Here is a 22,866-nt window from a genome sequence, read left to right on the forward strand (position 1 = left end):
ATCGAAACGGAGGATCTCATGACCCGGAAAGGACGCGCCGGTCGATCAGGCGACCAGAGTCTCGGTCGAGGAGAAGAACATCGCCTGGCTGACGGCCGAACGAACCTGGTCCTCGTGATAGGGCTTGGTGATCAGGAACGCGGGTTCGTGCCGCTTGCCGGTCAGCAGCCGTTCAGGGAAGGCGGTGATGAAGATCACGGGCAGGTCGTCGAACTGCTTGAGGATGTCGTTGACCGCGTCGATGCCGGACGAGTTGTCGGCAAGCTGGATGTCGGCAAGGATCAGGTCGGGCTTGTCGCGGGCGGCAAGGGCGACGGCTTCGGTTCGGGTGCGGGCGACGCCGGTGATCGTGTGACCCATTTCGGACACGATGGCCGAGATGTCCATGGCGATGATCGCCTCGTCCTCGATGATCATGACGCGGCCGCTGACGGCATCGGCCATCTCGCGCTGCGCGATCTCGATCAGTTCGGCAGCCTCGCTGCCCTCGATCTGCATGATTGCGCCGATCTCTTCATGGGTGAACCCTTCGATGGCGTGCAGCAGCAGCGCCTCGCGCGTGTTCGGCGTCAGGTGCGCCATATGGTCCTGCGCCTTTGCCGACAGCCGGGTGTCGGGTTCGCCCAAGGGGGCGCCGGCGCTGGCCCAGACAAGATGGAAGGCGTGGAACAGCGCCACCTTCTCGTTGTGGACGGAATCGAAGATGGACGCATCTTCAAGGATCGCTTCAAGGGTCGCAGCGGCGAAACGGTCGCCCGTTCCTTGGCTTCCGGTCAGGGCACGCGCGTATCGACGCAGGTAGGGAAGGTTCGCCCCGATCAGCAAGGCAAGGTCGGGCGTGTCGTCTGACGGCATTGATTGTCCCCTTCAAGCTCATTTTCTCGGGAACCAAACTCTTGGCATCGCGTTCGGTTCCCGACAAGGTGGCAATTTTGGATGTGGCGAGAATTGGATGAAATGACGAAAGAGCGCGACAAGCCCGCCATCTTCAATCAGATCGACCAGAATCTGAAGCGGGTTTACGATGAGGCGCTGGAGCAGGAATTGCCCGACCGCTTTACCCAACTGCTTGCCCAGCTTCGCGACAAGGCGCAGGGGGGGGACAGCAAATGAACGAGCAGACCGCCGGTCATCGCGACCCGCGCGACGAGCTGCCGGAGCATTTGCCCGCCCTTCGCGCCTTTGCCATCTCGCTGACGCGCAACGTATCCGTTGCCGACGATCTGGTGCAGGACACCATCGTCAAGGCGTGGACGAATTTCGACAAATTCACGGTCGGCACGAACCTGCGTGCGTGGCTGTTCACGATCCTGCGCAACACCTTCTATTCCGACAAGCGCAAGAACCGTCGCGAGGTCCCGGACCCCGAAGGCGCACATGCCGCCAGCCTGTTCGTGAAGCCCGACCATGACGGGCGGATGGCCTTCACCGAATTCAGTGCCGCCTTCGACAAGCTGACGCCCGAACATCGCGAGGTGCTGATCCTCGTGGGCGCGTCGGGCTTTTCCTATGAAGATGCGGCACAGATGATGGGCGTGGCCGTGGGCACGGTCAAAAGCCGCGCAAACCGTGCCCGTGCGCGGCTTGCAGAACTTCTGCATCTGGACAACGGCGAGCAGATGTTTTCCGGTGTGGACGGGGCCACCATGGCCGTCATGTCCAGATCCGGAATGAATGCTGCATGAATGAATTAAAGGCCCGCATCAACAGGATGACGGAAACGCTGGGCTTTCGCCTGGCGTTTTTGCTTGCGGTGGCGCTGTTGCCGCTGGGCATGGTGTCCGCCATCCAGTCCGCCGCCACCTTGAAGGAGGCGCGCGCGCGGTCCGAGGCCGCGCTGATGGGCGAGACGATGCGCGCGGCCGAAGCCGAATTGCGGCTGGTGCAGCGCGCGCGGGGGGCGGCCTCGACGCTGGCCAGCCTCGTCGTGCCGTTGATCGGGTATCCGCTGGACTGTTCGGCCACGATGCGGGCGATGGCACGCGACTCGCAGGTCTATACCTTCGTTGGCTTCGTGCCGGTCAGCGGTGTGATGACCTGTTCCTCGACCGGAGAGACGCATGATCTTCACGGCAGCGAACGGCTGCAACGGCTGATCGAAAACCCAAGGCCGATGATCCTGCTGAGCGATGAGGGCTCGATCTCGGGTCAGGCGGTGGTGAACGTGTCGAACCCGGTCTATGTCGGCGGGGATCTTGCAGGTTTCGTCACCATATCGCTGCCGCATTCGGCGCTGACGGCGGAACCGCAGACGACATCCTCCAGCGCGACGCCGCCGGCGCTCATCACCTACAATGCCGAAGGCGATATCCTCACCTCCAGCGTCGGGCTGGACGGCAGCGAGGACGTGCTGCCCGCGAACCGCTCGCTGAAGGCGTTGATGAGCGAGCAGGACCTGGCCTTCACGGCACAGTCGAATGGCGGTCGTGTGCGCGTCTACTCCGTGATCCCGATCATCCCGGACCTGCTCTATGCCTTGGGAAGCTGGGCGGTCGATGACGACAGTGTGTGGTATATGCGCGTGCTGCCGTCGCTGATGCTGCCTGCGGCCATGTGGGGGGCGTGCCTTCTGGTGGCGTTCCTGGCGGTCGAACGGCTGGTCACGACGCATGTGCGCTCGCTTCGATCCGCCATGACCGGCTTCGCGGGCGGCAAGCGCGAGGTGGTGCGGATGGACATGAACACCGCCCCGATCGAAATCCGCGAGCTTTCGGACACGTTCCAGCAGATGACCGACACCATCCTGCATGACGAGGCGGAGATGGAGGACATGATCCACCAGAAGGAGGTTCTGCTGCGCGAGGTGCATCACCGCGTGAAGAACAACCTTCAGCTTATCGCGTCGATCATGAACATGCAGATGCGCCAGGCCCGCAGCGCCGAAGCGAAGGTGCTGATGAAGGGTCTTCAGGAACGGGTGATGAGCCTTGCGACCATCCACCGCGGCCTTTACCAGACCACCGGCCTGACCGACATCCGCGCGGACGAGCTGCTGACCGACATCACGCGGCAAGTGGTGCGGCTGGCCACCGGGCCGGGGCGGCGGATCGAGGTGCGGCAGGACTTCGGCGATCTGCGGCTGACCCCCGATCAGGCGGTGCCACTGGCGCTGCTGCTGACCGAGGCGCTGGCCAATTCGATGAAATATGCGGGTGCGCGCGACGGGGCGCCCCGGCTTTCGGTGTCGCTGCACCGCACCGGCTCCGCGACCGCAATGCTGGAGGTCGCCAATTCCACGGGCGAGCGACCGGCGGCGGCTTCGGGCATCGATGTCGGGACCGGGCTGGGTGCGCAGCTTCTGTCGGCCTTTGCACAGCAGCTTGGCGGCAAGCTTCATACCGAGGAGACGGCGGACAGCTATGTCCTGCGGGTCGAGTTCGAGGTGCGGCCCCTGACCGAGGGCGAGGCTCGTATCTCGGGTGGCGCGCAGGAGGGTTAGGCTTCCGAAGGCGGCAGCCGGGCCGCGCGCTGGCCGTTGTGCAGTTGCAGCACCCAAAGCAGGATCGGGATTGCGACGATCCCGCCCACTGGCCCCCAAAGCCACATCCCGAAGACCAGCGCCAGAAAGACCAGAAGCGGGTTCACCTCGGTATGCTTGCCGATCAGGGCGGGGGTGACGAACTGCCCCTCGATCGCATTGACGACCAGATAGGCGGCAGCGGGCAGCAGGGAATAGCCCCCGTCGAAAGCCGCGACGCCGCCGAAGATCAGCGCCACCGTCAGGATCGCCGGGCCGATATAGAGCAGATAGTTCAGCAGGAACACCACCAGCCCCCAAAGCGGTGCGCCGGGCATCCCCAGAAGCTGGAGGACGACGGTGACGATCAATGCCTCGGCCATGTTGATGATGGTGATGGTCAGGAAATACCGCGCGACCAGCCGCTCCGCCCCGCGGAGGCGGTTCGCCGTCTGCGCGCGCTGGCTGGGGGCCGAAAGGCGACGGGCGGCCCAGTCATAGATCTCCACCCGCGTCAGCAGAAAGAAGAACAGCGCGCCGACGAAGATCAGCATCTGCGCCGCGACCGAAGGCGCATAGAGCAGCGCGTCCGAGATGGACGGCATCGCCATGTCCAGCCCGTCGCCCGCGCCGGTTTGCGCTTCGGCAGGACTGCTGAGCGATTGGCCGAGCCCGTTGGTCAATTGCGAAAAACCCGACAGCAGGCGGCGGAAGATTTCGACCGCATCCTGCATGTCGGACCAGATCTTCGGCGCCGCCTCGACCAGCCGCGCCACCATCGGCTGAAGCGCGGCGGCGATGATGCCGACCAGCAGCAGCGTGACGAACAGGCAGGTCAGCGCGCCCACGACGGGCCGCATTCCCCAGCGTTCCACAAGGTCGGACAAGGGCGACAGCACGACCCCGGCGACCAGAGCCAGCACCAGCGGCGCGAGGATACCCTCTGCAATCCGCAAGGCCGCGAACAGGGCGAAGACGCCAAGGAAGATCAGCGAATAGCGCCACAGCCGGTCCACACGTTCCATTCGCGATCTCCTTCTTCGGGCAGGGAACGCGGGGGGAAAGCGAAGGTTCCTGCGCGGAACAGGCGGGGGCGGGGCGGCGTTGGTCTCCGCAACCCGATGAAAAGGAGATCAGACATGAACTGGGACCAAATCGCCGGCAAGTGGAAGGAACTGAAGGGTCAGGCGCGCCAGAAATGGGGCGACATCACCGATGACGACTTCGACCGTGCCGCTGGCAAACGGGACGAGATCGTGGGCCTCGTGCAGCAGCGCTATGGCCGCACGAAAGAAGAAGCGGAACGCGAGGTCGACGACTTCTTCGGGCGCATCTGATCTGCGCTGCCACCAACGAAAAAGGCCCGCCTTCCGGCGGGCCTTTTTATATCACCGGCGGGTCTTGCTGCGCCACTTCTCGCGCACTTCGTCCAGACGGTCCGAAACGGTGTCGGCAGCGTCGTCGGCAGAGGAGCGACGGCGATGCAGAACGGCAGCGCCCAGCGCGGTTCCAAGCGCCAGCGCCACGGCGGCCGAGACCATCGGGTGATCCTCGACCAGACGTTTCGCCTCGCGCCCGCCCTTGCCCAGTGCTTCTTCGGCGCGCAGCCGTGCGGCATAGGCATCCTCGCGCGCCTGAACGATGCGTTCGCGCGCATTGTGCGACAGGTGGTCCAGCCCATCGGCGAAGCGTTCGCGCAGATCTTCGGCCAGATCCGACAGCAGCGCGGCGCGTTCGGCCATGTAATCGCGCGCCTCGTCGGCGCGGTCCGAAAGCCCCTCGGCCACGTCGTCGCGATAAGCGCGCGCATCGTCTTCCAGCTTGCGCAGGCGCGAGGAGGCGCGGGCGCGCAGGCGGTCGATGGCTTCGGCCCAGTCGGTGTCGGCGATCAGGTCCGCCTCATCCTCGACGGCATGGCGGGCGCGGCGGGCGGTGCGGCGCACGCCTGCGCGCAGATCGTCCTCGTCATCCTCGATGCGGTTGCGGCTGCTGCCCAGCGCCAACCATGCAAGGCCCAGACCGACGACGCCAACGGCCAGCGGGTTGCGGCGCACGATATGTTCCGCCGTCTCGCGATACCCGCCATGAGAGCGGAAATAGGCGGACGCCTCGCGTGCCAGAAGATCCACCGTCGAACGGTTGAACAGCGATTCCAGCGTCGAGCCGAGGCGCGCGCGGTCGCGGTCGAGGCCTTCTTCGATCGAGCGATAGTCACGTTTGCGAGTCATGTCTCATCATCTCCTTCAACGTTTCGGCGTCACGGCGCATCCGCGCCGCCGCCCTCAAAGGCACGAGGCGCGAGGGCCTCAGCGCCGAAATTGCAACCTTGGCCAGCACCGCCGCCACGATCAGCAGGACCGCGGCAACCAGCACCGGCGCCCAGGGGGCCGATACGCCCGCAAGGATCGCCGCCAGAACCAAAGCCTCGGCCAGAAGGTTCAGCGCGACCAAGGCCAGCACCAGCGCGACGACCAGCAGCACCGCGCCCATCGCCATGGCGCGCAGATTCTGGCGAATCTCGGCCCGGGCCAGTTCGACCTCGCCGCGCACAAGGCGCGAAAGCGTGAGGACCAGATCGCCGATCTCGGTCTGCCGGTCCTGCGGGGTCATCATCTGCGGCCTGCGCGCAGCACCATTCTGGTCAGGATGGCCCCCGCCATCGCGGCCCCGGCCAGCGCCGCCGTCGGATGACGGCGCACCAGATCACGCAGGTCAGTGCGGATATCGCCGTCCGGCGTCTGATCTAGCGTCTTGGTTGCGGCATCGCGCACGCGCCGCGCCTTGCTGGTCGCCTCGGCGATTACGTCTTCGACAGCCTCGGCGGCGTTCTTGCGGGTCGAGTTCACCTTGTTCATGCCCTGCCTTTCAAATCCTGCGGGATGTGCCGCGGGGGCCTGCGACCAGCCAGATCAGGAAGCCCAGGATCGGCAGGATGATGACCAGCAGCGCCCAGAGCAGTTTCTTCCCGCTTGTCGCGCTGGAGTTGTAGATCGAGATCAGCGCCCAAAGGTCCAGCGCCAGAATGACAAGGCCGCCAAGGCCCCGCAGTTCGAACATGTTCGCTTCGATCATCGCGTCCCCGCTTTCATCATGACCACCCATGGGTCATGCATGGCGGTGAAACGTCACACTTTCCCCTGCGGTTCCCTTGCGGGGTGGGAACAATCGACGGAATGCAACGGTTTGTGATGACAGCGCGGGATTACGCGCGATGGCAGCAAACAGGAGGCCCCATGCTTGGTTGGGCGCTCACGTTCCTTGTTGCGGCGCTTTTCGCGGCGCCGCTTGGTTTTGGTGGAATCGTCGGAATTCAGGCGACGATCGCGCAGGTCATGTTCTTCGTCTTTCTGGCGCTGGCCGCCGGGACGATGCTTCGGCGGTTGGCACGGGGCAAGCCGCCGTTCTGAGGTCAGGCGCGGGTCCAGACGACCTTCAACTCCTCGCGGAAGGCGAAGCGTTCCAGGTGGCTGGCGACGACGTTTTCAAGCCGCTCGATATCGTCGCCCGTGACACGCAGGATAAGCGCATCATCGGCTGCTTCCAGCTCCGCGATTCCCATCTCGAAGGTGATGCGACCTGCCTCCGGCGTGAATTCGACCGGGATCTTGTGGCCGAAATGCTTGCAAAGCTGCTGAAGATAGGCCGACGGCTTCGTCGTCGGAACGGATGCGGTGGAAATGGTCATCTTCTCTGGAACTCCAGCGGCAAGGTGAAGCTGTAGGTGGCTTTCGTCAGGGCATCCGGCGCGGCGGGGAAACGCCCTGCGCTTTGGACCGTCCGGATCGCCAACTGGTCCAGCGTCGGGTTGCCCGAGCTGCGCTGGACGGATGCGCCGGCAAGTTCGCCATTGCGGGTAACGGTGATCCTGACGCTGACAGCGCCGACTTCGCGCGATGCACGTTTGCGCCGTTCGACCCTGTTGCGGATGGCGCCGCCCCATTGCTGTTCCAGGTTCTGAAGCTGCCCTGCGGACACCGCGTTCTGTGCCGTGCCCTGCGCCTGCGAGGGAGCGGCCTGTTGGCGTTGCTGCGGCGGGGGGGCTGCGGCCTCGCGGCGTGGTTCGCGGCGCGGTTCCTCGCGTTCGACCACGCGTTCGACCACGCGTTCGGGCCGCTCGCGCGGTTTGACCTTCGGCGGCGGCGGGGGCGGGGCATCGGGAAGGGCGATCTCGTCCGGCTCGGGTTCGAGAAGCTCGGCGACGTCCTCGGGTTCGGGCAGGGGTTCTTCCTCGGCCACGGGTTCGGGCGGGGTCGGATCTTCCTCGATCAACTCGGGTGCTTCGGACGCATCGACCTGCGGCACGTCGGGCGCAGGGGCGGACATCGCCAGCGCGGGCGGTGCGGGGGCGGACGCTTCCAGATCCAGCAGGATCGCGTCTTCGGCGGCGTCCTTCAGCCCTTCGCGGTTTTCCAGTTGCAGCGCGATCGCGGTGGTCGCCGCCAGCATCGCGGCAACGGAAATGGCAGCCCCCGCCCAGCCCATCCATTCGCGGCGGCGCGCGTCGGGGCCGAGCCAGGCATGCCAGTCGCAGGTGGTCAGGCGGCGCTTCATGGCGCGGCCTGCGTGCCGGCGGGCGCAGCCTCCAATCCGACCAGCGCGACCTTCAGGTATCCCGCATCGCGAAGCTGGTTCATCACCCCCATCAGATCGCCATAGGCAACCGTCTGGTCGGCGCGCAGGAAGATGCGCTGTTCCTTGTCGCCGCCCGTGCGCGCGTCCAGCACCGCCGCCAGACCACCCGCCGCCACCGGCTGATCGCCCAACGTCACGGTCAGGTCCGATTGCACCGACAGATAGACGGGCTCTTGCGGGCGTTCCTGCGGCGCTGCGTTGGAACTGGGCAGGTCCACGGGCGTGTCCACCGTGGACATGGGCGCTGCCACCATGAAGATGATCAGCAGGACCAGCATCACGTCGATGAAGGGCGTGACGTTGATCTCGTGGCTTTCTTCCAGATCGTCGCCGGTATCTCTGACGCTACCTGCCATGGTTCACTCCGCAGCGAGGGAAAGGCGGCCGGACTTGCCGAAGTCCAGATCGCGGCTGACAAGGCGTTCCACACCGGCGGCGGCATCGGCCAGACCGGCGCGGTAATCGGTGATCTGGCGCGCGAAGGCGTTGTAGATGACCACCGCGGGAATGGCGGCGACAAGGCCGATGGCCGTGGCCAGCAGCGCCTCGGCGATGCCGGGGGCGACGACGGCAAGGTTGGTCGTGCCGCTTTCGGCGATGCCGATGAACGAGTTCATGATGCCCCAGACGGTGCCGAACAGCCCGACGAAGGGCGCGACCGACCCGATGGAGGCCAGAACCCCGGTGCCCTTGCGCAGACGGCGGCCCGCCTGCGCCTCGATCCGGTCGAGGATCGAGCGCACGCGTTCCTTGGCGCCCGCGTTTCCGGCTTCTTTCAGCGCGGGTTCCGAGCGGTGCATCTCGTCCAGCGCGGCAAGGACCATGAAGCTGGCGGGATCGCGGCGACCCTGCACCGAACCGGCGGTCGAGGACAGCGTCTGCCCTTCGCGGATCGCGCGGGTGGCGCGGCGCAGGCGGGATTTGGCGACCATCATCTCGACCGTCTTGAACACCAGCACGGTCCAGGTGACGAAGCAGGCGACCAGCAGCGCGATCATCACCGCCTTCACGACCCAGTGGGCTTGTTCATACATGCCCATCGGCGACAGATCGTGGGTGGGCAGGATCGGCGCGTCGGCTTGCGGGGCGGGTGCGGCCGCGGTTGGCGCGGCGGCGGTGGGGTCGGTTGCGGTGGGCGCAACTTCGGTCGTCGGCAGGGCAGGCGCGTCGGCGGCAGGCGCGATCGGGGCCGGGCCGGCGGCGGGGGCCGTGTTTTCGGCCGGGGCTTCGGTCGGAACCGTTGGGGCGGTTTCCTGCGCGAATGCCGGGGTCAGGCAAAGCGCCAGGACAATGGGGGCGATCCGCCGAAGCGTCTTGGTCATGTTCATGTTGCCCACCTTTCCGCACGAATGGAACAATTACCGGTTTCACGCGTCAGGACTGGGGCATGCTTTCGCGCCGGCCCGAGCGGTCGGGTCCACGCCTTAGGATTATTGAGTTAAACAGTCAAGAATAAATGCCCTACTGAACCTGTAAACCTTTGTCCTTGCCCGAATGTCTGCCGAAGGAGAACCGATGAGCCCCCTGCTGACCTCGCTGTCCGGCGATCCCGAAATCGAAGCGCTGCTGTCGGACGAGGCGATGATCGCGCATATGGTCCAATTCGAACGGGCGCTTGCGATGGCCGAGGGTGAACTTGGCATGATCCCGGAGGATCACGCGCGCCGTATCCATCAGGAACTGAAGGATTTCGCGCCGGACATGGCAAGGCTTGCGGCGGGGATGGAGCGTGATGGGGTCGTGGTGCCGGAACTCGTCCGCCAGATGCGCGCGGTGCTGGGCGAGGCGGGCGGATCGCTTCACCGGGGAACCACCTCGCAGGATGTGATCGATTCGGCGATGGCCATGCAGGTCGGCGCGATCCTGCCGGTGTTCTCCGCGCGTATCGACGGGCTGCTGAACGGCTTCGACGCCTTGGCCGCGCGGCACGAAGGGCAGAACCTTCTTGCCCATACGCGGATGCAGCGGGCGCTTCCGATTCCCGTCGCGGCCAAGGTCAAGACCTGGCGCGCGCCCCTGCGCCGGGCCGGGGCGATGCTGTCGGAGGCGGGGCGAGAGTTGACGATGGTGCAACTGGGCGGCCCGGTCGGGGATGGCGGCAGCTTCAAGGGCAACGACCGGCTTCTGGCCGAACAACTCGGGCCGCGCCTTGGCCTTGGGGTGGCGCCCCCCTGGCATTCGGAGCGCGACCGGGTCGCCGGATTCGCGGCGGAGCTGGCGAAGGTGTCGGGCGTGCTCGGCAAGTTCGGCACCGATGTCTCGCTCATGGCGCAGGGCGAGCACGGGCAGGTGCGGGTGGAGGAGGCGGGCGCATCCTCGGCCATCGCCGACAAGGCCAACCCGGTCGCGGCTGAGGTGCTGGTCGCGCTGGCCCGCTATAACGCCGGATCGCTGGGCACGCTGCATCAGGCGCTGGTGCACGAGAATGAAAGCTCTGGCGCGGCATTGACGCTGGAATGGCTGGTGCTGCCGCAGATGATCCAAACCACCGGTGCAAGCCTGCGGCTGGCGCAGCGGCTTCTGGACCGCATCTCGTTCTGAACCTTCCGTGACGCGCTCCGATCGGCTACGAACGGGCGCAAAGGCACGAGGGGGCGAATGGCGCTTTATCTGGGCATCGACGGCGGCGGTTCGGGCTGCCGCGCCATCCTGTCGGACGGGGTGCGGATTCTGGGGTGCGGCACCGGCGGGCCTGCGAATATCGCCAGCGATCCGGCTGGTGCGGTTTCCGCCATCCTGCACGCGATGGTCGAGGCGGGGGTGACTGGCGCGCCTGCAACCGTGATGGGTCTTGCCGGGGCGAATGTGCCGGGCGCGGCGGACCGGCTTCTGGCGGCGCTGCCCTTTCCTTGCCGCATCGTGTCGGATGCGATCACCGCCGCGCGTGGGGCGCTTGGCGCGGCGGACGGGGTCGTGGCCGCCATCGGCACCGGGTCGGTCTTTGCCGTGCAGCGGAATGGCGTCTTGCGCCAGTCGGGGGGCTGGGGCTTCGGACTTGGCGACGAGGCCGGGGGTGCGTGGCTGGGCCGCCGCCTGCTGCAACGTGCGCTGGCCGCGTCCGAAGGCTGGGCCGATACGACGCCGCTTTTGCGCGAGGTCACGGCGGCCCATGACGGACCGGGCGGCATCGTTCGTTTTGGTGTGACGGCCCGTGCGCCCGATTACGCCGCGCTGGCCCCGCGCATCGTCGGCAGCAACGATCACGCCGCACTGGCCATTCTGGCCGAGGCAGAGGCCGAGATCGCCGCCGCCATCGACCATCTGCGGCAGGGTGAGGATATGCCCGTGGTGTTCCTTGGCGGCCTCGGGCCACATTTCGCCGCGCGGATGGCGGGCCGCTGGGATGTGCGCGCGCCCTTGGGCAGTTCGCTGGACGGTGCGCTTGCCTTGGCGCAGGAGGCGGCATGATCCTTGCCGCCGAACGGGTCTTTGACGGAACGGACCTGCACCACGATACCGAGGTCGAGACCGAGGGAGGCCGCATCGTCGCGCTTCGCCCGGCACGTGGCGAGGTGATGCCCGGCACGCTTGCACCGGGGCTGATAGATTTGCAGGTGAATGGCGGCGGCGGCGTCATGGTCGGGCCGGAGACGCTCGACACGATCTGCGAGGCGCATGGGCGCATGGGATCGACCGGCATCCTGCCGACGCTGATCACCGATACGTTCGATGCCACGCGGGCGGTGGTCGAGGTGGGTCTGGACTGCACGCATCCCGGTTTCATGGGCCTGCATCTGGAAGGGCCGCATCTGGACCCCCGCCGCAAGGGCGCGCATGACGCCGCCCTGATCCGCCCGATGGAGGATCGCGACCTTGCGCTTTTGCTGCGCGCCGCGCGGGGGCTGCCCGCGCTGATGGTGACGCTTGCGCCCGAGGCGGCGACGGCGGCGCAGATCGGGGCGCTTGCGGCGGCGGGGGCGGTGGTCAGCCTCGGGCATACCGATTGCACGGCGCCCGAGGCGCAGGCGGCCATCGCGGCGGGCGCGTCCTGCACGACGCATCTGTTCAACGCCATGGCGGGGGTGACGGCCCGTGCGCCGGGGCTGGCTGGCGCGTCCTTCGACATCGCGGCGGGGATCATCGCGGACGGCATCCATGTGGACCCGCTGCTGCTGCGTCTGGCGATGACGAACCCGCGCCTGTTCCTCGTGACCGACTGCATGGCCGTTGCGGGGACGGACCTTGCGGAATTTACGCTGGGCGGTCGTCGCATCCTGCGCCGGGACGGTCGGCTGACGCTGGAGGATGGAACGCTCGCCGGGGCCGATCTGACGCTGCCGCAGGCCATCGCGCGGATGGGCGGCGATGCCCGCGCGCTTGCCATGGCGACCAGTATCCCGGCGGGGCTGATGCGGTCGGACCGGGGGCGGATCGCGCCGGGGTTGCCTGCCGATCTGGTGCTGCTGGAGGGCGGTGCGGCAAAACGCGTCTGGCGGGCAGGCGTGCCTTTGTGAAATTCCCGTGGCGCTTTGGCCATTCGCGGCTAGATTGACCTCCTGCACCTGGGGAGGGCGCGCTTCATGGTCAAACGTCTGATTATCGCGGTCATCCTGCTTGCGTTGGTCGTGGGCGGGATCGTCGGCTTCAATGCGTTCCGCGCGAAGGCAATCTCGGATTACTTCGCCAACATGACGCCGCCCCCCGTTCCCGTCGCCGTCGAGGAGGCAAGGGCAGGCGAATGGCGCGGCGGGATCGGGGCCATCGGCACGTCGGTCTCGCTTCAGGGCGTGGATCTGGCGGTGCAGGCCGCGGGCATCGTCCGCGAGGTCGATTTCGTCGGGAACGACGAGGTGACGAAAGGCGCGCTGCTGATCCAGATCGACGAACGGATCGAGCTGGCCGATCTTGCCGCCGCCGAGGCCGAGCTGCAACTGGCCGAGGCCGAACTGAACCGCATCCGCACCCTGCGCGAACGCGGCGTCGGCGCGGTGAACACGTTGGAGACGCAGCAGGCCGCCGCGGCCAGCGCCCGCGCGCAGGTGGCGCGTCTGACGGCGGTGCTGGAACAGAAGCAGCTTCTGGCCCCCTTCGACGGTGTCATCGGCATCCCCAAGGTCGAGGTGGGCGATTACATCGCGCCCGGAACCGCGTTCGCGACGCTTCAAAACCTTGACCGGATGCAGGTCGATTTCTCGGTGCCGGAGCAGGACATCGTGACGGTGAAGATCGGAATGCCGATCACCGCCTCGACCGAGGTGGGGGATCTGACGGTGGCGGGCAGGATCATCGCGGTGGAGCCGCGTGTCGATCCGGGGTCGCGTCTGGTTGCCGTCCGGGCCGAGGTGGAGAACACGAACCGCGCCCTGCTGCCCGGCCAGTTCATGCGCGTGACGGTGGAACTGCCGCCCGAACAGGATGTCATCGCCCTGCCGCAGACGGCGGTCAGTTCCAACCTTTATGGCGACAGCGTCTTCATCGTGCGCGAGGAACAGCCCGAGGACGGCGAGCCGGTGCTGAAGGTCGAACAGGTCTTCGTGCAGACCGGGCGCCGCGCCGGCGGGCGGATCGAGATTCGCGAAGGCGTCGAGGCGGGCGATCAGGTGGTGATCGCCGGCCAGAACCGGCTGACCAGCGGCGGCGTGGTGAAGATCGACAACACCGTCGCCCCCGAAGTCACGGCGGACTGAGCGATGAATTTCTCGGAAATCTTCATCCGCCGCCCGGTGCTGTCCACGGTGCTGGCGGCCATGATCCTGTTCCTTGGCATCGCGTCGGTGCTGAACATGCCCGTGCGCCAGTACCCCGAGGTGGAGGAGACGGCGATCACCATCACCACCACCTATCCCGGTGCGGCGCCCGACCTGATCCAAGGCTTCATCACCGCGCCCATCGCCCGCGCCGTGGCCACGACCGAAAATATCGACTACGTCACCAGCCAGTCGCGGCCTTCGGCCTCGGTCGTGACGGTGCAGATGGAACTGGGCGCGAACCCCGACACCGCGCTGGCCGAGGTTCTGTCCAAGGTGCAGCAGGTGCGCGGCGATCTGCCCGACGAATCCGACGATCCGGTGATCGTGAAGGGCACGGGCGACGATTTCGCGCTCATGTATCTGGCGGTGCAGAACCCCAACATGACGCAGGAACAGCTGACGGAATATCTGGAACGTGTGGTGCGCCCGCGCGTGTCCACGATTCAGGGCGTGGCCGAGATGCAGATCCTTGGCGCGGCCAACTATGCGATGCGCGTCTGGATCGACCCCGACAAGCTGGCCGCGCGCGGCGTCACCGCGAACGAGATACTGGCCGCGATCAATGCGTCCAACTTCCTGTCCGCGCCGGGCAAGACCGAAGGGGAATACGTCACCTATCCCATCACGCTGGAATCGACGCTGCAAACCGCCGAGGCGTTCGGGATGTTGCCGCTGGTGGTCACAGATGCTGGCGGCGTGGTCCGCCTGCACGACGTCGCGCGGGTGGAACTGGCATCCGAGACGCCGGACGAGATCGTGACCTTCAACGGCGAGCCGGGCACCTTCATCGGCCTGACGCAGACGCCTGCCGCGAACCCGCTGGACGTGTCCGCCGCCGTTCTGGCCGAACTCCCGGCCATCGAGGCGACGCTGCCCGAGGGCATGACCATCACCATGGTCTACGATTCGACCGAGACGATCAGCGCCTCCATCTACGAGGTGTTCAAGACCATCGCCGAGGCGATCGTGATCGTGGTGGTGGTGATCCTGTTGTTCCTTGGCTCGTTCCGCTCGGTGCTGATGCCGATTGCGACGATCCCGCTGTCGCTGGTCGGCGTCTGCGCGATCATGCTGGCCTTGGGCTATTCGCTGAACCTTCTGACGCTGCTGGCGATGGTGCTGGCCATCGGGCTGGTGGTGGATGACGCCATCGTGGTGGTCGAAAACATCCACCGCCATATCGAGGACGGGATGAAGCCCGCCCGCGCTGCGATCCAAGGGATGAAGGAGATCACCGGCCCAGTCATCGCCATGACGATCACGCTGGCGGCGGTGCTGTCACCGCTGGCCTTCACCGGCGGGCTGACCGGGGCGCTGTTCGCCGAATTCGCGCTGACGCTGGCGGGGTCGGTCATCATCTCGGGCATCGTGGCGCTGACCATCACGCCCGCGATGGCCGCGCGGCTGCTGAAGCATGACACTACCAGCCGGTTCCAGCGGATCGTGGACCGCACCTCGGACCGCGTGTCGGACTGGTATGAGCGGCGGGTCGCGTCGTCGTTGGACTATCGCCCGGTGACGGCGATCATGGTCGCGGCGCTGATGGGGGTGACGGCGTTCATGTTCGTCAACACCACGACGGAACTCGCCCCCGAGGAAGATCAGGGCGCGCTGTTCTCGCTGATCGAGGGGCCGCGATACGCGACCAAGGCCTATACGAAACTCTATACCGACGACATTTCCAAGAACACATCCGGCATCCCAGAAGTGCGGACCGAGTTTTCGCTGGCGGGGTTCGGGGGGCAGGAAAGTTCTGGCTTCTATATCTGGGCGTTGAAGGACTGGGCCGACCGCGACCGCAGCCAAGCCGAAATCCAGCAGGAGATCCAAGGCAAGCTGGACGCAGGCAACGGGATGCAGGCCTTCGTCTTCGCGCCGCCGACGCTGCCGGGGACGGGGGGCGGTCTGCCGGTGTCGCTGGTGCTGCAATCCATCCATTCGCCCGAGCGGGTGGTCGAGGTGTCGGACGCCATCGTGGACGAGGCGATGGCTTCGGGGCGGTTCATCATCGTGCAGAACTCGCTGTCCTTCGATGCGCCGCAGGTGCGCGTGACCATCGACCGCGACCGGGCGGCGGCGCTGAACGTGCCGGTGTCAGATATCGGCACCACGCTTGGCGTTCTGGTCGGCGGCGCTTCGGTGGCCGAGTTCGATCTGGAATCCGACAGCTATGACGTCATCACGCAGGTGCCGCGCGAATTCCGCGCCAACCCCGAGGATCTGACCAAATTCTTCGTCCGCGCCTCGACCGGGGAAATGGTGCCGCTGTCCTCGGTCACGCAGGTGCGGACCGAGGCGTCGCCGGCATCGATCGAACAGTTCAACCAGCTGAACGCCGCGACGCTGACCGCGCTTCCGGCCATCGGAACATCCACGGGCGACGCGCTGGCCGAATTGGAGCGGATCACCCGCGACAAGATGGAGGAGGGGTTCTTCATCGATTATTCCGGCCAGTCGCGGCTGGAAGTGTCACAGGGCAACACGATCCTGCTGGCCTTCGGGGCGGCGGTTCTGGTCATCTATCTGGTGCTGGCCGCGCAGTTCGAAAGCTTCCGCGATCCGTTCATCATCATGATGTCGGTGCCGCTGTCGATCTTCGGCGCGGTGCTGCCGCTGTTCTTCGGGGTCGGCACGCTGAACATCTATACGCAGGTGGGGCTGATCACGCTGATCGGGCTGATCACCAAGCACGGCATTCTTATGGTGGAATTCGCCAACCAGCAGCGGGACGAACATGGCATGTCGCGCAGGCAGGCGATCGTGGCGGCGGCCAAGGTGCGGCTGCGCCCGATCCTGATGACCACGGCGGCGATGGCGCTGGCGGTGGTGCCGCTGCTGATTGCCGAAGGCGCGGGGGCGGCGGCGCGTCAGGCAATGGGGATGGTGATCTTCACCGGGCTGCTGATCGGCACGGTGTTCACGCTGTTCGTCGTGCCGATGTTCTATACCTTCATCGCGGAATCCGATGCGCGCCATGCGATGAAGCACAAGGATCAGGAGCGGATGTTCAGCTGACCCCGTGGTGGAAGACCTTGGGGTGCAGCCCGGTCCCGGCCAGCGCCGCGTGAAGCTGGGCGATGGGGCCATCCGGGTCGGTGATCAGGATCGAATCCGGGCGGAAGGCGGCGATGGCCTCGGCCAGCGGGGCATCGGTCAGGGTCAGCCGTTCGCTTTCCTCGATGCCGTTCCGCGCCCAGATGCGGCGGATGAAGGCGGCACGCGAAGGGTCGGGTTCCACCACCATTTGCGACAGGTGCGGGCATTCGCGGAAGATGCGGGCGGGCATGAAACCGACGCCGCCGATCTCCATATGCCGCTGCCCTTCGGTGATCAGGCGCGGCAGGTTGCGGGCAAGGTTGCGCTCCAGCTTGCCGGTGGTGACCAGCTCCAGCCCCGTCGCGGTAAAGGCGCGGGGGTCGGCGGGAACCTCGATCCCGTGGCTGGCGAACCACTGGACATCGGCGGGGTCTGTCAGGTCGATGCCGTGGACATAGGCGGGGGGCGCGGGCGCGGCGGGGGCCTTTTCCCGTTCGGCCTTGGCCTTGGCGTTACTGTCCTTTTCCACCCGGCTCATCAGCGCGGCGATCTTTTCGGGATCGCGCGCCTGCGGGGGCTTTGCCTCGACCGCGCTGATCGGCACCTGCGACGCGGTCAGAAGCCCCGCCACAAGTTCGTCATAGGCAGGCGTGCCCTTGAACTCGGCCAGCCGCGCCTCGGCGCGGTCCACGGCTGCGAAGTGCAAACGGTTCAATTCGGGGTCGGTCAGCAGCAGGTCGAAGATGCGCTTCCGCTCGGCGCTGTAGCGCAGCATCGTATCGTCGCGCACCTCGTTCCGGTCCTGAAGTGACCAGTAGTCGGCGTTGTATTTGTCCTTCTTGTTGTTCACGTTGCCGCGGAACTTGCGGATGGCGTAGCTGTCGATGGATTTCACCGCATAGTGGTTCAACTGCGCCCAGTCATAGCCGATCGTACGGGTGATCGACCGCCAGCCGCGGAACTTGAAATAGCTTTCCATCTCGCGCCCCGATCCGTTCAGCCATTTGACGGTTTCGGGGAACTCGGTCTCCAGCCATTTCGACTTCATCTTGGGGCGGTGGATGCCCAGCTTCCAATATTCGGGGTCGAACTGGAACAGCGTCTTGACGCCCCAGCCCTTGTTCCAGTCGGGCGGCGCGGCCATCAGGTATTGTTCCGTCACCGGATCGCGCGACCAGTGCTGCACCCCACCCGAGCCGAAGATGCGCCAAGTGATGACGATGCCGTTCGCGCCTTGGGCCTTGGCGTCCGAAATCATCGGGTCCAGCGTACCGTCGCCGTGGCGGATCGACAGGAACTCGTCCGCGTCGAAGACCATCACCCAATCGGAGTCCCCCACGACGGGTTCCTCCTGCGCGTGGTTCAGGGCGGAGGGCTGGGGGCGCAGTCCTTCGGGGATGGTGTTGACGCGGTGATGCGCCAGTCCCATCGCCTCAAGCCGCATCAGCATCGTGTCGGTGCCGTCGGAACAGTCGTTGGTATAGACGACAAGATCGGTGAACCCGACCGCCAGATGATGCGCAACCCATTCCAGCACGAAGGGGCCTTCGTCCTTCATCATCGACACGGCGGTGATGCGGCCATGCGGGCTGACGCGCTTGGCAAGACCTTGGGGCAGCGGAACTTTCGTCATGGGTCACCCTTGTTCCGCCGGAAGCTACCACCGCCGCTGGACAGAGTGAAGCGTATGCGGCAGGGTCGGTGCAACCGCCGATAGACATAGGTTCCGCATGACCACCCGCCGCCCCGTCGCCTCGCTCTGGATCGGCGAGAAGCTGCAATATCTGAACCAGCTTTGCCTGCTGTCGCATATCCGCCACGGGCATCCGACGACGCTGTATTGCACGCATCAAGTGTCGAACGTGCCCGAGGGCGTTACCGTCCGCCCCGCGTCCGAGATCATGGAGATCGACATGGGCGTGGTCGGGCAGACCAGCGCCAGCTTCCTGTCGAACGTCTTCCGTTACAAGATGATCCAAAAGACGAACGCGGTCTGGATCGACTGCGACGCCTTCTGCTACAAGCCGTTCCCGGACGAGATGGACAACATCTTTGCCGGTCACGGCTTTCGCGGCGCGCTGAATTGCGGGGTCGTCTATATCCCGCAGCAGGGCGAGTTGATGGACCGGCTGCTGGATTACTACGAGAACCTGCCGGATGCGCCGGGCTGGTTCAACAAGCAGCAACGCAAGAAGCTGGACAAGCAGGACACCTCGCTGCCGCAGTCTGTGCGGATCTATAATGCGGAACGGACGGCCTTCGGGCCCCAGGCGTTCACGTGGTTCGCGCAACAGACCGGGGACTATGAGAAGGCGCTGACGCCGGACGTGCTCTATCCGGTGCCGTTCCAGCTGAACGACGTGTTCTTCGACCCGCATGGCCGGGTGGAAGGGCATTTCACCGACGCGACGCTTTCGGTCCACCTTTACACCAATGGCACGCGCCCGTGGTGGCGCCGGAATGTGCCACTGGCCGGGTCATATGCCGCGCGGATGTGTGCGGAGATCGGGGTCGATCCCGCGGGCGCGCTGGAGGATTAAGCCGATCTTCACCTTGCCGGGGTCAGATGCCCCGGCAAGAGGGAGATCCGCGATGAAGGCCAACCGCCCGATCATCATCAAGCGCAAGAAGGTCGTGGGCGGCGGTGGCCATCACGGCGGCGCGTGGAAGGTCGCCTATGCCGACTTCGTGACGGCGATGATGGCGTTCTTCATGCTGATGTGGCTGCTGAACGCCACCACGGAAAAACAGCGCAAGGGGCTGGCGGATTACTTCAGCCCGACGATCCCGATCAACCGGATCTCGGGCGGCGGGGCCGATGTGTTCGGCGGCGATTCGGTGTTTTCCGAAGACACCATGGCGCAAAGCGGGGCCGGGGCATCCCGCGTCATGCCAACCGAGGTGGAGCAGGCACGCGGCGATGCGGGCCGCGGCGATACCGGCAGTGGCGAGCAGGAACGCGCCGCGCTGGAGGACATGCTGCGCGCGCGGGGCGGCGAGAGCATGACGATGGAGCAGGCGCTGCGCCACGTCGTCACCAAGGTCACGGATGAAGGGTTGGTGATCGAGATCTTCGATCTGGAGGGCGTGCCACTGTTCCACGCCGACACGGCAGAGCCGCGCCCCGTCCTGCGCGACATCGCGCGGCTGCTGGCCGATACGCTGCCGGTCACCACCAACGATCTGGCGGTGTCGGGGCATGTGCGCGCCTATCCCATGATGATGATCCGCAACCCGGTCTGGGATTTGTCGGCCGCGCGGGCGCAGGCGATGCGGCAGGTGCTGGACGCGTCGGGTCTGGACCCTGCGCGGATGAAGCGCGTGACCGGGCATGCCGACCGCAAGCCCGTGACGGCCAATCCGATGGCGATCCGCAACAACCGGATCAAGGTGATCCTGCTTCGCCGCGACCGTTAGGTCAAAATTAAGCCCGCCCGCCGAATGTCGGGGCAAGCAGCAGAAAGGTGCGATTCCCATGACGATATCATCATCGCTGAACGCCGGCGTGGCGGGGCTGAACGCCAATGCGGCGCGGCTGGCCAGCATCTCGGACAACATCGCGAATTCGGGCACCTATGGCTACAAGCGGGCCGAGGCGGATTTCTTCCAGATGGTGAACGCGGGGAACAACTCGGGCAGCTATTCCGCCGGGGGGGTGCGCACCAGCACCATGCGGCTGATCGACGAACGCGGCGCGCTGATCGGGACCACCAACGCCACCGACATCGCGATCAACGGGCGCGGGTTCCTGCCCGTGCAGACGACGGGGGGCGATACGCTTCTGACCACGACCGGATCGTTCCGCGCGGACGAGAATGGCATCCTGACCACGGATTCGGGCCTGACCCTGCTGGGCTGGCCCGCGAACCCCGACGGGACGATCCCGGCGATGGCGCGCGATTCGCTGGCGGCGCTTCAGCCGGTGACGGTGAACGGCAACCAATTCGTGTCGAACCCGACGACGGCGATGAAGATGGCGGTGAACCTGCCTGCGACGGGCACTGTGGCGGGGGCGGACGGCGCGCCCATCAGCCAGACGATGGAATATTTCGACAACCTCGGCACATCGCAAAAGTTGACGATGACCTTCACGCCGACGGTCCCGGCGGCCGGCGGGTCGAACGAATGGACGATGACGGTCACCGACGGCGCAACGGGGGCCGAGGTTGGCGAGTATGTGCTGACCTTCGACGAAAGCCAGGTCGGCGGCGGGACGCTGGCCAGCGTCACGACCGTTTCGGGCGGCGCCTATGACCCGGCGACGGGCAAGATGGTGCTTGGCCTGTCCGACGGCCCCGTCTCGTTCGAGATCGGAAAGCCGGGCGCGACCAACGGCATGACGCAACTGTCCGACACCTATGCCCCGACCATCGTGACCAAGAACGGATCGGCTGTCGGCAGCCTCGTCTCGGTCGAGATCGACGAAAAGGGGATGGTGCACGCGCTGTATGACCAAGGCTTCTCGCGCGTGATCTATCAGGTGCCGGTGGTTGATGTGACCAACCCGAACGGGCTGCACTCGATGGAAGGGCAGACCTATCGCATCACGCCCGACGCCGGGAACTTCTATCTTTGGACGGCGGGCGAGGGGCCGACGGGCACGACCCAAGGTTACATGCGCGAGGAATCGGCCACCGATGTCGCGCAGGAACTGACGCATCTGATCCAGACGCAGCACGCCTATTCGTCCAACGCCAAGATCATTCAGACGGTGGACCAGATGCTGCAGGAAACCACCAACCTCAAACGCTAGGGGCTGATCCATGTCGCTGACCGCTGCCCTTTCCATCGCCCGTTCGGGCCTGACCGTATCGTCCCGATCGGCCGAGATGACGTCGCAGAACGTGGCCAATGCACTGACCGAGGGTTACGGTCTGCGCGAACTGGCGCTGTCGTCGCGCATGACGGGCGGGGTGCAGGTCACCGGCGTCACCCGCTTTGCCGACCGCGCGCTGATCGGGGACCGGCGGATCGCCGATGCCGTTGCGGCGGCGGATGGCAGCGTCGCGGCGTTCCTGTCCAAGATCGAAAAGGCGATCGGGACGGCCGGGGCGGGTTCGCTTGGCGGGATGGTTTCCGGGCTGGAGACGGCGCTGATCGACGCCGCCTCGCAGCCGCAGTCGGACGCTCGGCTGTCGGCGGTGGTGTCGGCTGGCCAATCGCTGACGGGGCATATCCGCGGGATCACGGATCAGATTCAGGGCGTCCGGCAGGATGCTGAAACCGGCATCGCGTCGGCGGTGGACGAGATCAACACCGCATTGAAACAGCTTGAGGATCTGAACGCCCGTATCGCGGTCGATGGCAGTCAGGGCCGGGACGTCGGCGCGCTTCTGGATCAGCGGCAGCAGACGGTGGACCGCATCGCCGCGCATGTGCCACTGCGCGAGATCGACCGGGGCAACGGGCAGATCGCGCTGATGACCAAGGACGGAGCGATGCTGCTGGACGGCAAGGCGGCGGTCCTTGGGTTCCAGAAGGCGGGGGTGATCGTGCCGGGGATGAGCGTCGAAAGCGGCGCGCTGTCCGGCCTGACGTTGAATGGGCAAGCTTTGCCGCTTTCGGGGCCGGGTGGCGCGGGCGGCGGCGATCTGGCAGCCCGGTTTGCCATCCGTGACAGGCTCGCGCCCGATGCGCAGGCGGCGCTGGACACTTTCGGTGCCGATCTTCGCGCCCGCTTCGCGGGGACGGGCCTGTTCACCGGCGAAGCCGCCGCCGAGCCGTGGCGACTGCGCGACGGTCTGGATTCCGCCGCGCCGGGGGCGGGCGGCGATGCGTCGCGTCTGAACGGGATGCTGTCCGCGATGGCCGTGCTTTCGGGCGCCGCGACCGAGGTTCTGTCCGGCGTTTCCGCCAAGCGCGTTGCGGCCGAAAGCGCAGCCGCCTTCTCCACTGCGCGCGCCGAAACCCTGCGCGTGGCAGAGCTTCAGGGCGGCGTCGATACCGATACCGAAATGCAGAAGCTGCTGCTGATCGAACAGGCCTATGCTGCGAATGCCAAGGTCATCCAGACCGTGGACGCGATGATGCAAGCCTTGCTGAGGATCTGAG

The 22,866-nt window shown here is 66.1% G+C and carries 25 protein-coding genes; 14 read left to right on the plus strand and 11 right to left on the minus strand.

The features are described 5' to 3' along the window. Positions 1-45: 45 nt before the first annotated feature. On the minus strand, positions 46-855 hold the full coding sequence (locus tag E2K76_RS05265) for a response regulator (protein ID WP_136683225.1): 810 nt from the start codon (positions 853-855) through the stop codon (positions 46-48). A 102-nt stretch (positions 856-957) separates the two neighbouring features. On the opposite strand from E2K76_RS05265, the gene E2K76_RS05270 reads away from it, so the two are divergent. Genes E2K76_RS05270 through E2K76_RS05280 form a run of 3 tightly spaced genes read left to right on the plus strand, consistent with a single transcriptional unit; the run spans position 958 to position 3,439 of the window. Beyond that, the gene (locus tag E2K76_RS05270) at positions 958-1,113 is read left to right on the plus strand and encodes a NepR family anti-sigma factor (RefSeq protein WP_136683226.1); all 156 of its coding nucleotides are present in this window, start codon (positions 958-960) and stop codon (positions 1,111-1,113) included. Next, entirely contained in the window at positions 1,110-1,685 is a 576-nt protein-coding gene (locus E2K76_RS05275) for an RNA polymerase sigma factor (protein WP_136683227.1), read from the plus strand. Before E2K76_RS05270 ends, E2K76_RS05275 begins: the two co-directional genes overlap by 4 nt. Beyond that, entirely contained in the window at positions 1,682-3,439 is a 1,758-nt protein-coding gene (locus E2K76_RS05280; protein WP_136683228.1) for a sensor histidine kinase, read from the plus strand. The genes E2K76_RS05275 and E2K76_RS05280 overlap by 4 nt, the downstream gene beginning before the upstream one ends. Here the strand turns inward: E2K76_RS05280 and E2K76_RS05285 are convergent. Beyond that, positions 3,436-4,482: an AI-2E family transporter gene (locus E2K76_RS05285; protein ID WP_136683229.1), complete on the minus strand. Its 1,047-nt coding sequence runs from the start codon at positions 4,480-4,482 to the stop codon at positions 3,436-3,438. The genes E2K76_RS05280 and E2K76_RS05285 overlap by 4 nt on opposite strands. A 114-nt stretch (positions 4,483-4,596) precedes the next feature. On the opposite strand from E2K76_RS05285, the gene E2K76_RS05290 reads away from it, so the two are divergent. Next, positions 4,597-4,794, plus strand: a complete 198-nt coding sequence (locus E2K76_RS05290; protein WP_136683230.1) for a CsbD family protein — start codon at positions 4,597-4,599, stop codon at positions 4,792-4,794. 51 nt (positions 4,795-4,845) lie between these two features. On the opposite strand, the gene E2K76_RS05295 is transcribed toward E2K76_RS05290, so the two are convergent. Genes E2K76_RS05295 through E2K76_RS05310 form a run of 4 tightly spaced genes read right to left on the minus strand, consistent with a single transcriptional unit; the run spans position 4,846 to position 6,526 of the window. Then, positions 4,846-5,685, minus strand: a complete 840-nt coding sequence (locus E2K76_RS05295; protein ID WP_136683231.1) for a hypothetical protein — start codon at positions 5,683-5,685, stop codon at positions 4,846-4,848. Then, positions 5,669-6,070 (minus strand): phage holin family protein, encoded by a 402-nt coding sequence (locus tag E2K76_RS05300; protein WP_136683232.1) that lies wholly within the window; start codon positions 6,068-6,070, stop codon positions 5,669-5,671. Before E2K76_RS05300 ends, E2K76_RS05295 begins: the two co-directional genes overlap by 17 nt. Next, a complete protein-coding gene (locus tag E2K76_RS05305) occupies positions 6,067-6,312 on the minus strand; it encodes a hypothetical protein (protein WP_136683233.1) in 246 nt (81 codons plus the stop codon). Before E2K76_RS05305 ends, E2K76_RS05300 begins: the two co-directional genes overlap by 4 nt. 10 nt (positions 6,313-6,322) lie before the next feature. Further along, a complete protein-coding gene (locus E2K76_RS05310) occupies positions 6,323-6,526 on the minus strand; it encodes a PLD nuclease N-terminal domain-containing protein (RefSeq protein ID WP_246032907.1) in 204 nt (67 codons plus the stop codon). Between the two features lie 164 nt (positions 6,527-6,690). Between E2K76_RS05310 and E2K76_RS05315 the strand changes: the two genes are divergently transcribed. Further along, entirely contained in the window at positions 6,691-6,864 is a 174-nt protein-coding gene (locus E2K76_RS05315; RefSeq protein WP_136683234.1) for a DUF1328 domain-containing protein, read from the plus strand. 2 nt (positions 6,865-6,866) lie between these two features. On the opposite strand, the gene E2K76_RS05320 is transcribed toward E2K76_RS05315, so the two are convergent. From E2K76_RS05320 to exbB, 4 genes are read right to left on the minus strand one after another with little or no spacing between them, the layout of a single operon-like run. Further along, a complete protein-coding gene (locus E2K76_RS05320) occupies positions 6,867-7,142 on the minus strand; it encodes a DUF2218 domain-containing protein (RefSeq protein WP_136683235.1) in 276 nt (91 codons plus the stop codon). After that, positions 7,139-8,008: an energy transducer TonB family protein gene (locus E2K76_RS05325; RefSeq protein ID WP_136683236.1), complete on the minus strand. Its 870-nt coding sequence runs from the start codon at positions 8,006-8,008 to the stop codon at positions 7,139-7,141. The genes E2K76_RS05320 and E2K76_RS05325 overlap by 4 nt, the downstream gene beginning before the upstream one ends. Further along, a complete protein-coding gene (gene exbD, locus E2K76_RS05330; protein WP_136683237.1) occupies positions 8,005-8,445 on the minus strand; it encodes a TonB system transport protein ExbD in 441 nt (146 codons plus the stop codon). Before exbD ends, E2K76_RS05325 begins: the two co-directional genes overlap by 4 nt. A gap of 3 nt (positions 8,446-8,448) precedes the next feature. Beyond that, positions 8,449-9,417: a tonB-system energizer ExbB gene (gene exbB / locus E2K76_RS05335; RefSeq protein ID WP_136683238.1), complete on the minus strand. Its 969-nt coding sequence runs from the start codon at positions 9,415-9,417 to the stop codon at positions 8,449-8,451. 187 nt (positions 9,418-9,604) lie between these two features. Here exbB and E2K76_RS05340 point away from each other — a divergent pair, with 187 nt between their 5' ends. The 5 genes from E2K76_RS05340 (at position 9,605) to E2K76_RS05360 (ending at position 16,794) form a co-directional block, all read left to right on the plus strand. Further along, positions 9,605-10,630 carry a 3-carboxy-cis,cis-muconate cycloisomerase gene (locus tag E2K76_RS05340; RefSeq protein WP_136683239.1) on the plus strand — a complete coding sequence of 342 codons (1,026 nt, stop codon included), beginning with the start codon at positions 9,605-9,607 and terminating at the stop codon, positions 10,628-10,630. Between the two features lie 57 nt (positions 10,631-10,687). Beyond that, positions 10,688-11,497, plus strand: a complete 810-nt coding sequence (locus tag E2K76_RS05345; protein ID WP_136683240.1) for a BadF/BadG/BcrA/BcrD ATPase family protein — start codon at positions 10,688-10,690, stop codon at positions 11,495-11,497. Next, the gene (locus E2K76_RS05350; protein WP_136683241.1) at positions 11,494-12,543 is read left to right on the plus strand and encodes an N-acetylglucosamine-6-phosphate deacetylase; all 1,050 of its coding nucleotides are present in this window, start codon (positions 11,494-11,496) and stop codon (positions 12,541-12,543) included. The genes E2K76_RS05345 and E2K76_RS05350 overlap by 4 nt, the downstream gene beginning before the upstream one ends. 66 nt (positions 12,544-12,609) lie before the next feature. Continuing rightward, complete coding sequence (locus tag E2K76_RS05355; RefSeq protein WP_136683242.1) at positions 12,610-13,716, plus strand: efflux RND transporter periplasmic adaptor subunit; 1,107 nt, start codon at positions 12,610-12,612, stop codon at positions 13,714-13,716. A gap of 3 nt (positions 13,717-13,719) precedes the next feature. Continuing rightward, positions 13,720-16,794: an efflux RND transporter permease subunit gene (locus E2K76_RS05360; protein ID WP_136683243.1), complete on the plus strand. Its 3,075-nt coding sequence runs from the start codon at positions 13,720-13,722 to the stop codon at positions 16,792-16,794. Here the strand turns inward: E2K76_RS05360 and E2K76_RS05365 are convergent. Next, the gene (locus E2K76_RS05365) at positions 16,787-18,448 is read right to left on the minus strand and encodes a glycosyltransferase family 2 protein (protein WP_246032899.1); all 1,662 of its coding nucleotides are present in this window, start codon (positions 18,446-18,448) and stop codon (positions 16,787-16,789) included. The genes E2K76_RS05360 and E2K76_RS05365 overlap by 8 nt on opposite strands. A 97-nt stretch (positions 18,449-18,545) precedes the next feature. Between E2K76_RS05365 and E2K76_RS05370 the strand changes: the two genes are divergently transcribed. From E2K76_RS05370 to flgK, 4 genes are read left to right on the plus strand one after another with little or no spacing between them, the layout of a single operon-like run. Continuing rightward, positions 18,546-19,355 carry a hypothetical protein gene (locus E2K76_RS05370; RefSeq protein ID WP_136683244.1) on the plus strand — a complete coding sequence of 270 codons (810 nt, stop codon included), beginning with the start codon at positions 18,546-18,548 and terminating at the stop codon, positions 19,353-19,355. Positions 19,356-19,407: 52 nt separating this feature from the next. Further along, the gene (locus E2K76_RS05375; RefSeq protein WP_136683245.1) at positions 19,408-20,232 is read left to right on the plus strand and encodes a flagellar motor protein MotB; all 825 of its coding nucleotides are present in this window, start codon (positions 19,408-19,410) and stop codon (positions 20,230-20,232) included. Positions 20,233-20,290: 58 nt separating this feature from the next. Next, the gene (locus tag E2K76_RS05380; RefSeq protein ID WP_136683246.1) at positions 20,291-21,568 is read left to right on the plus strand and encodes a flagellar hook protein FlgE; all 1,278 of its coding nucleotides are present in this window, start codon (positions 20,291-20,293) and stop codon (positions 21,566-21,568) included. A gap of 10 nt (positions 21,569-21,578) precedes the next feature. Continuing rightward, the gene (gene flgK, locus E2K76_RS05385; RefSeq protein WP_136683247.1) at positions 21,579-22,865 is read left to right on the plus strand and encodes a flagellar hook-associated protein FlgK; all 1,287 of its coding nucleotides are present in this window, start codon (positions 21,579-21,581) and stop codon (positions 22,863-22,865) included. Position 22,866: the final 1 nt, after the last annotated feature.

It is taken from the genome of Falsirhodobacter xinxiangensis, from assembly GCF_004959935.1.
Lineage (GTDB): Bacteria > Pseudomonadota > Alphaproteobacteria > Rhodobacterales > Rhodobacteraceae > Falsirhodobacter > Falsirhodobacter xinxiangensis.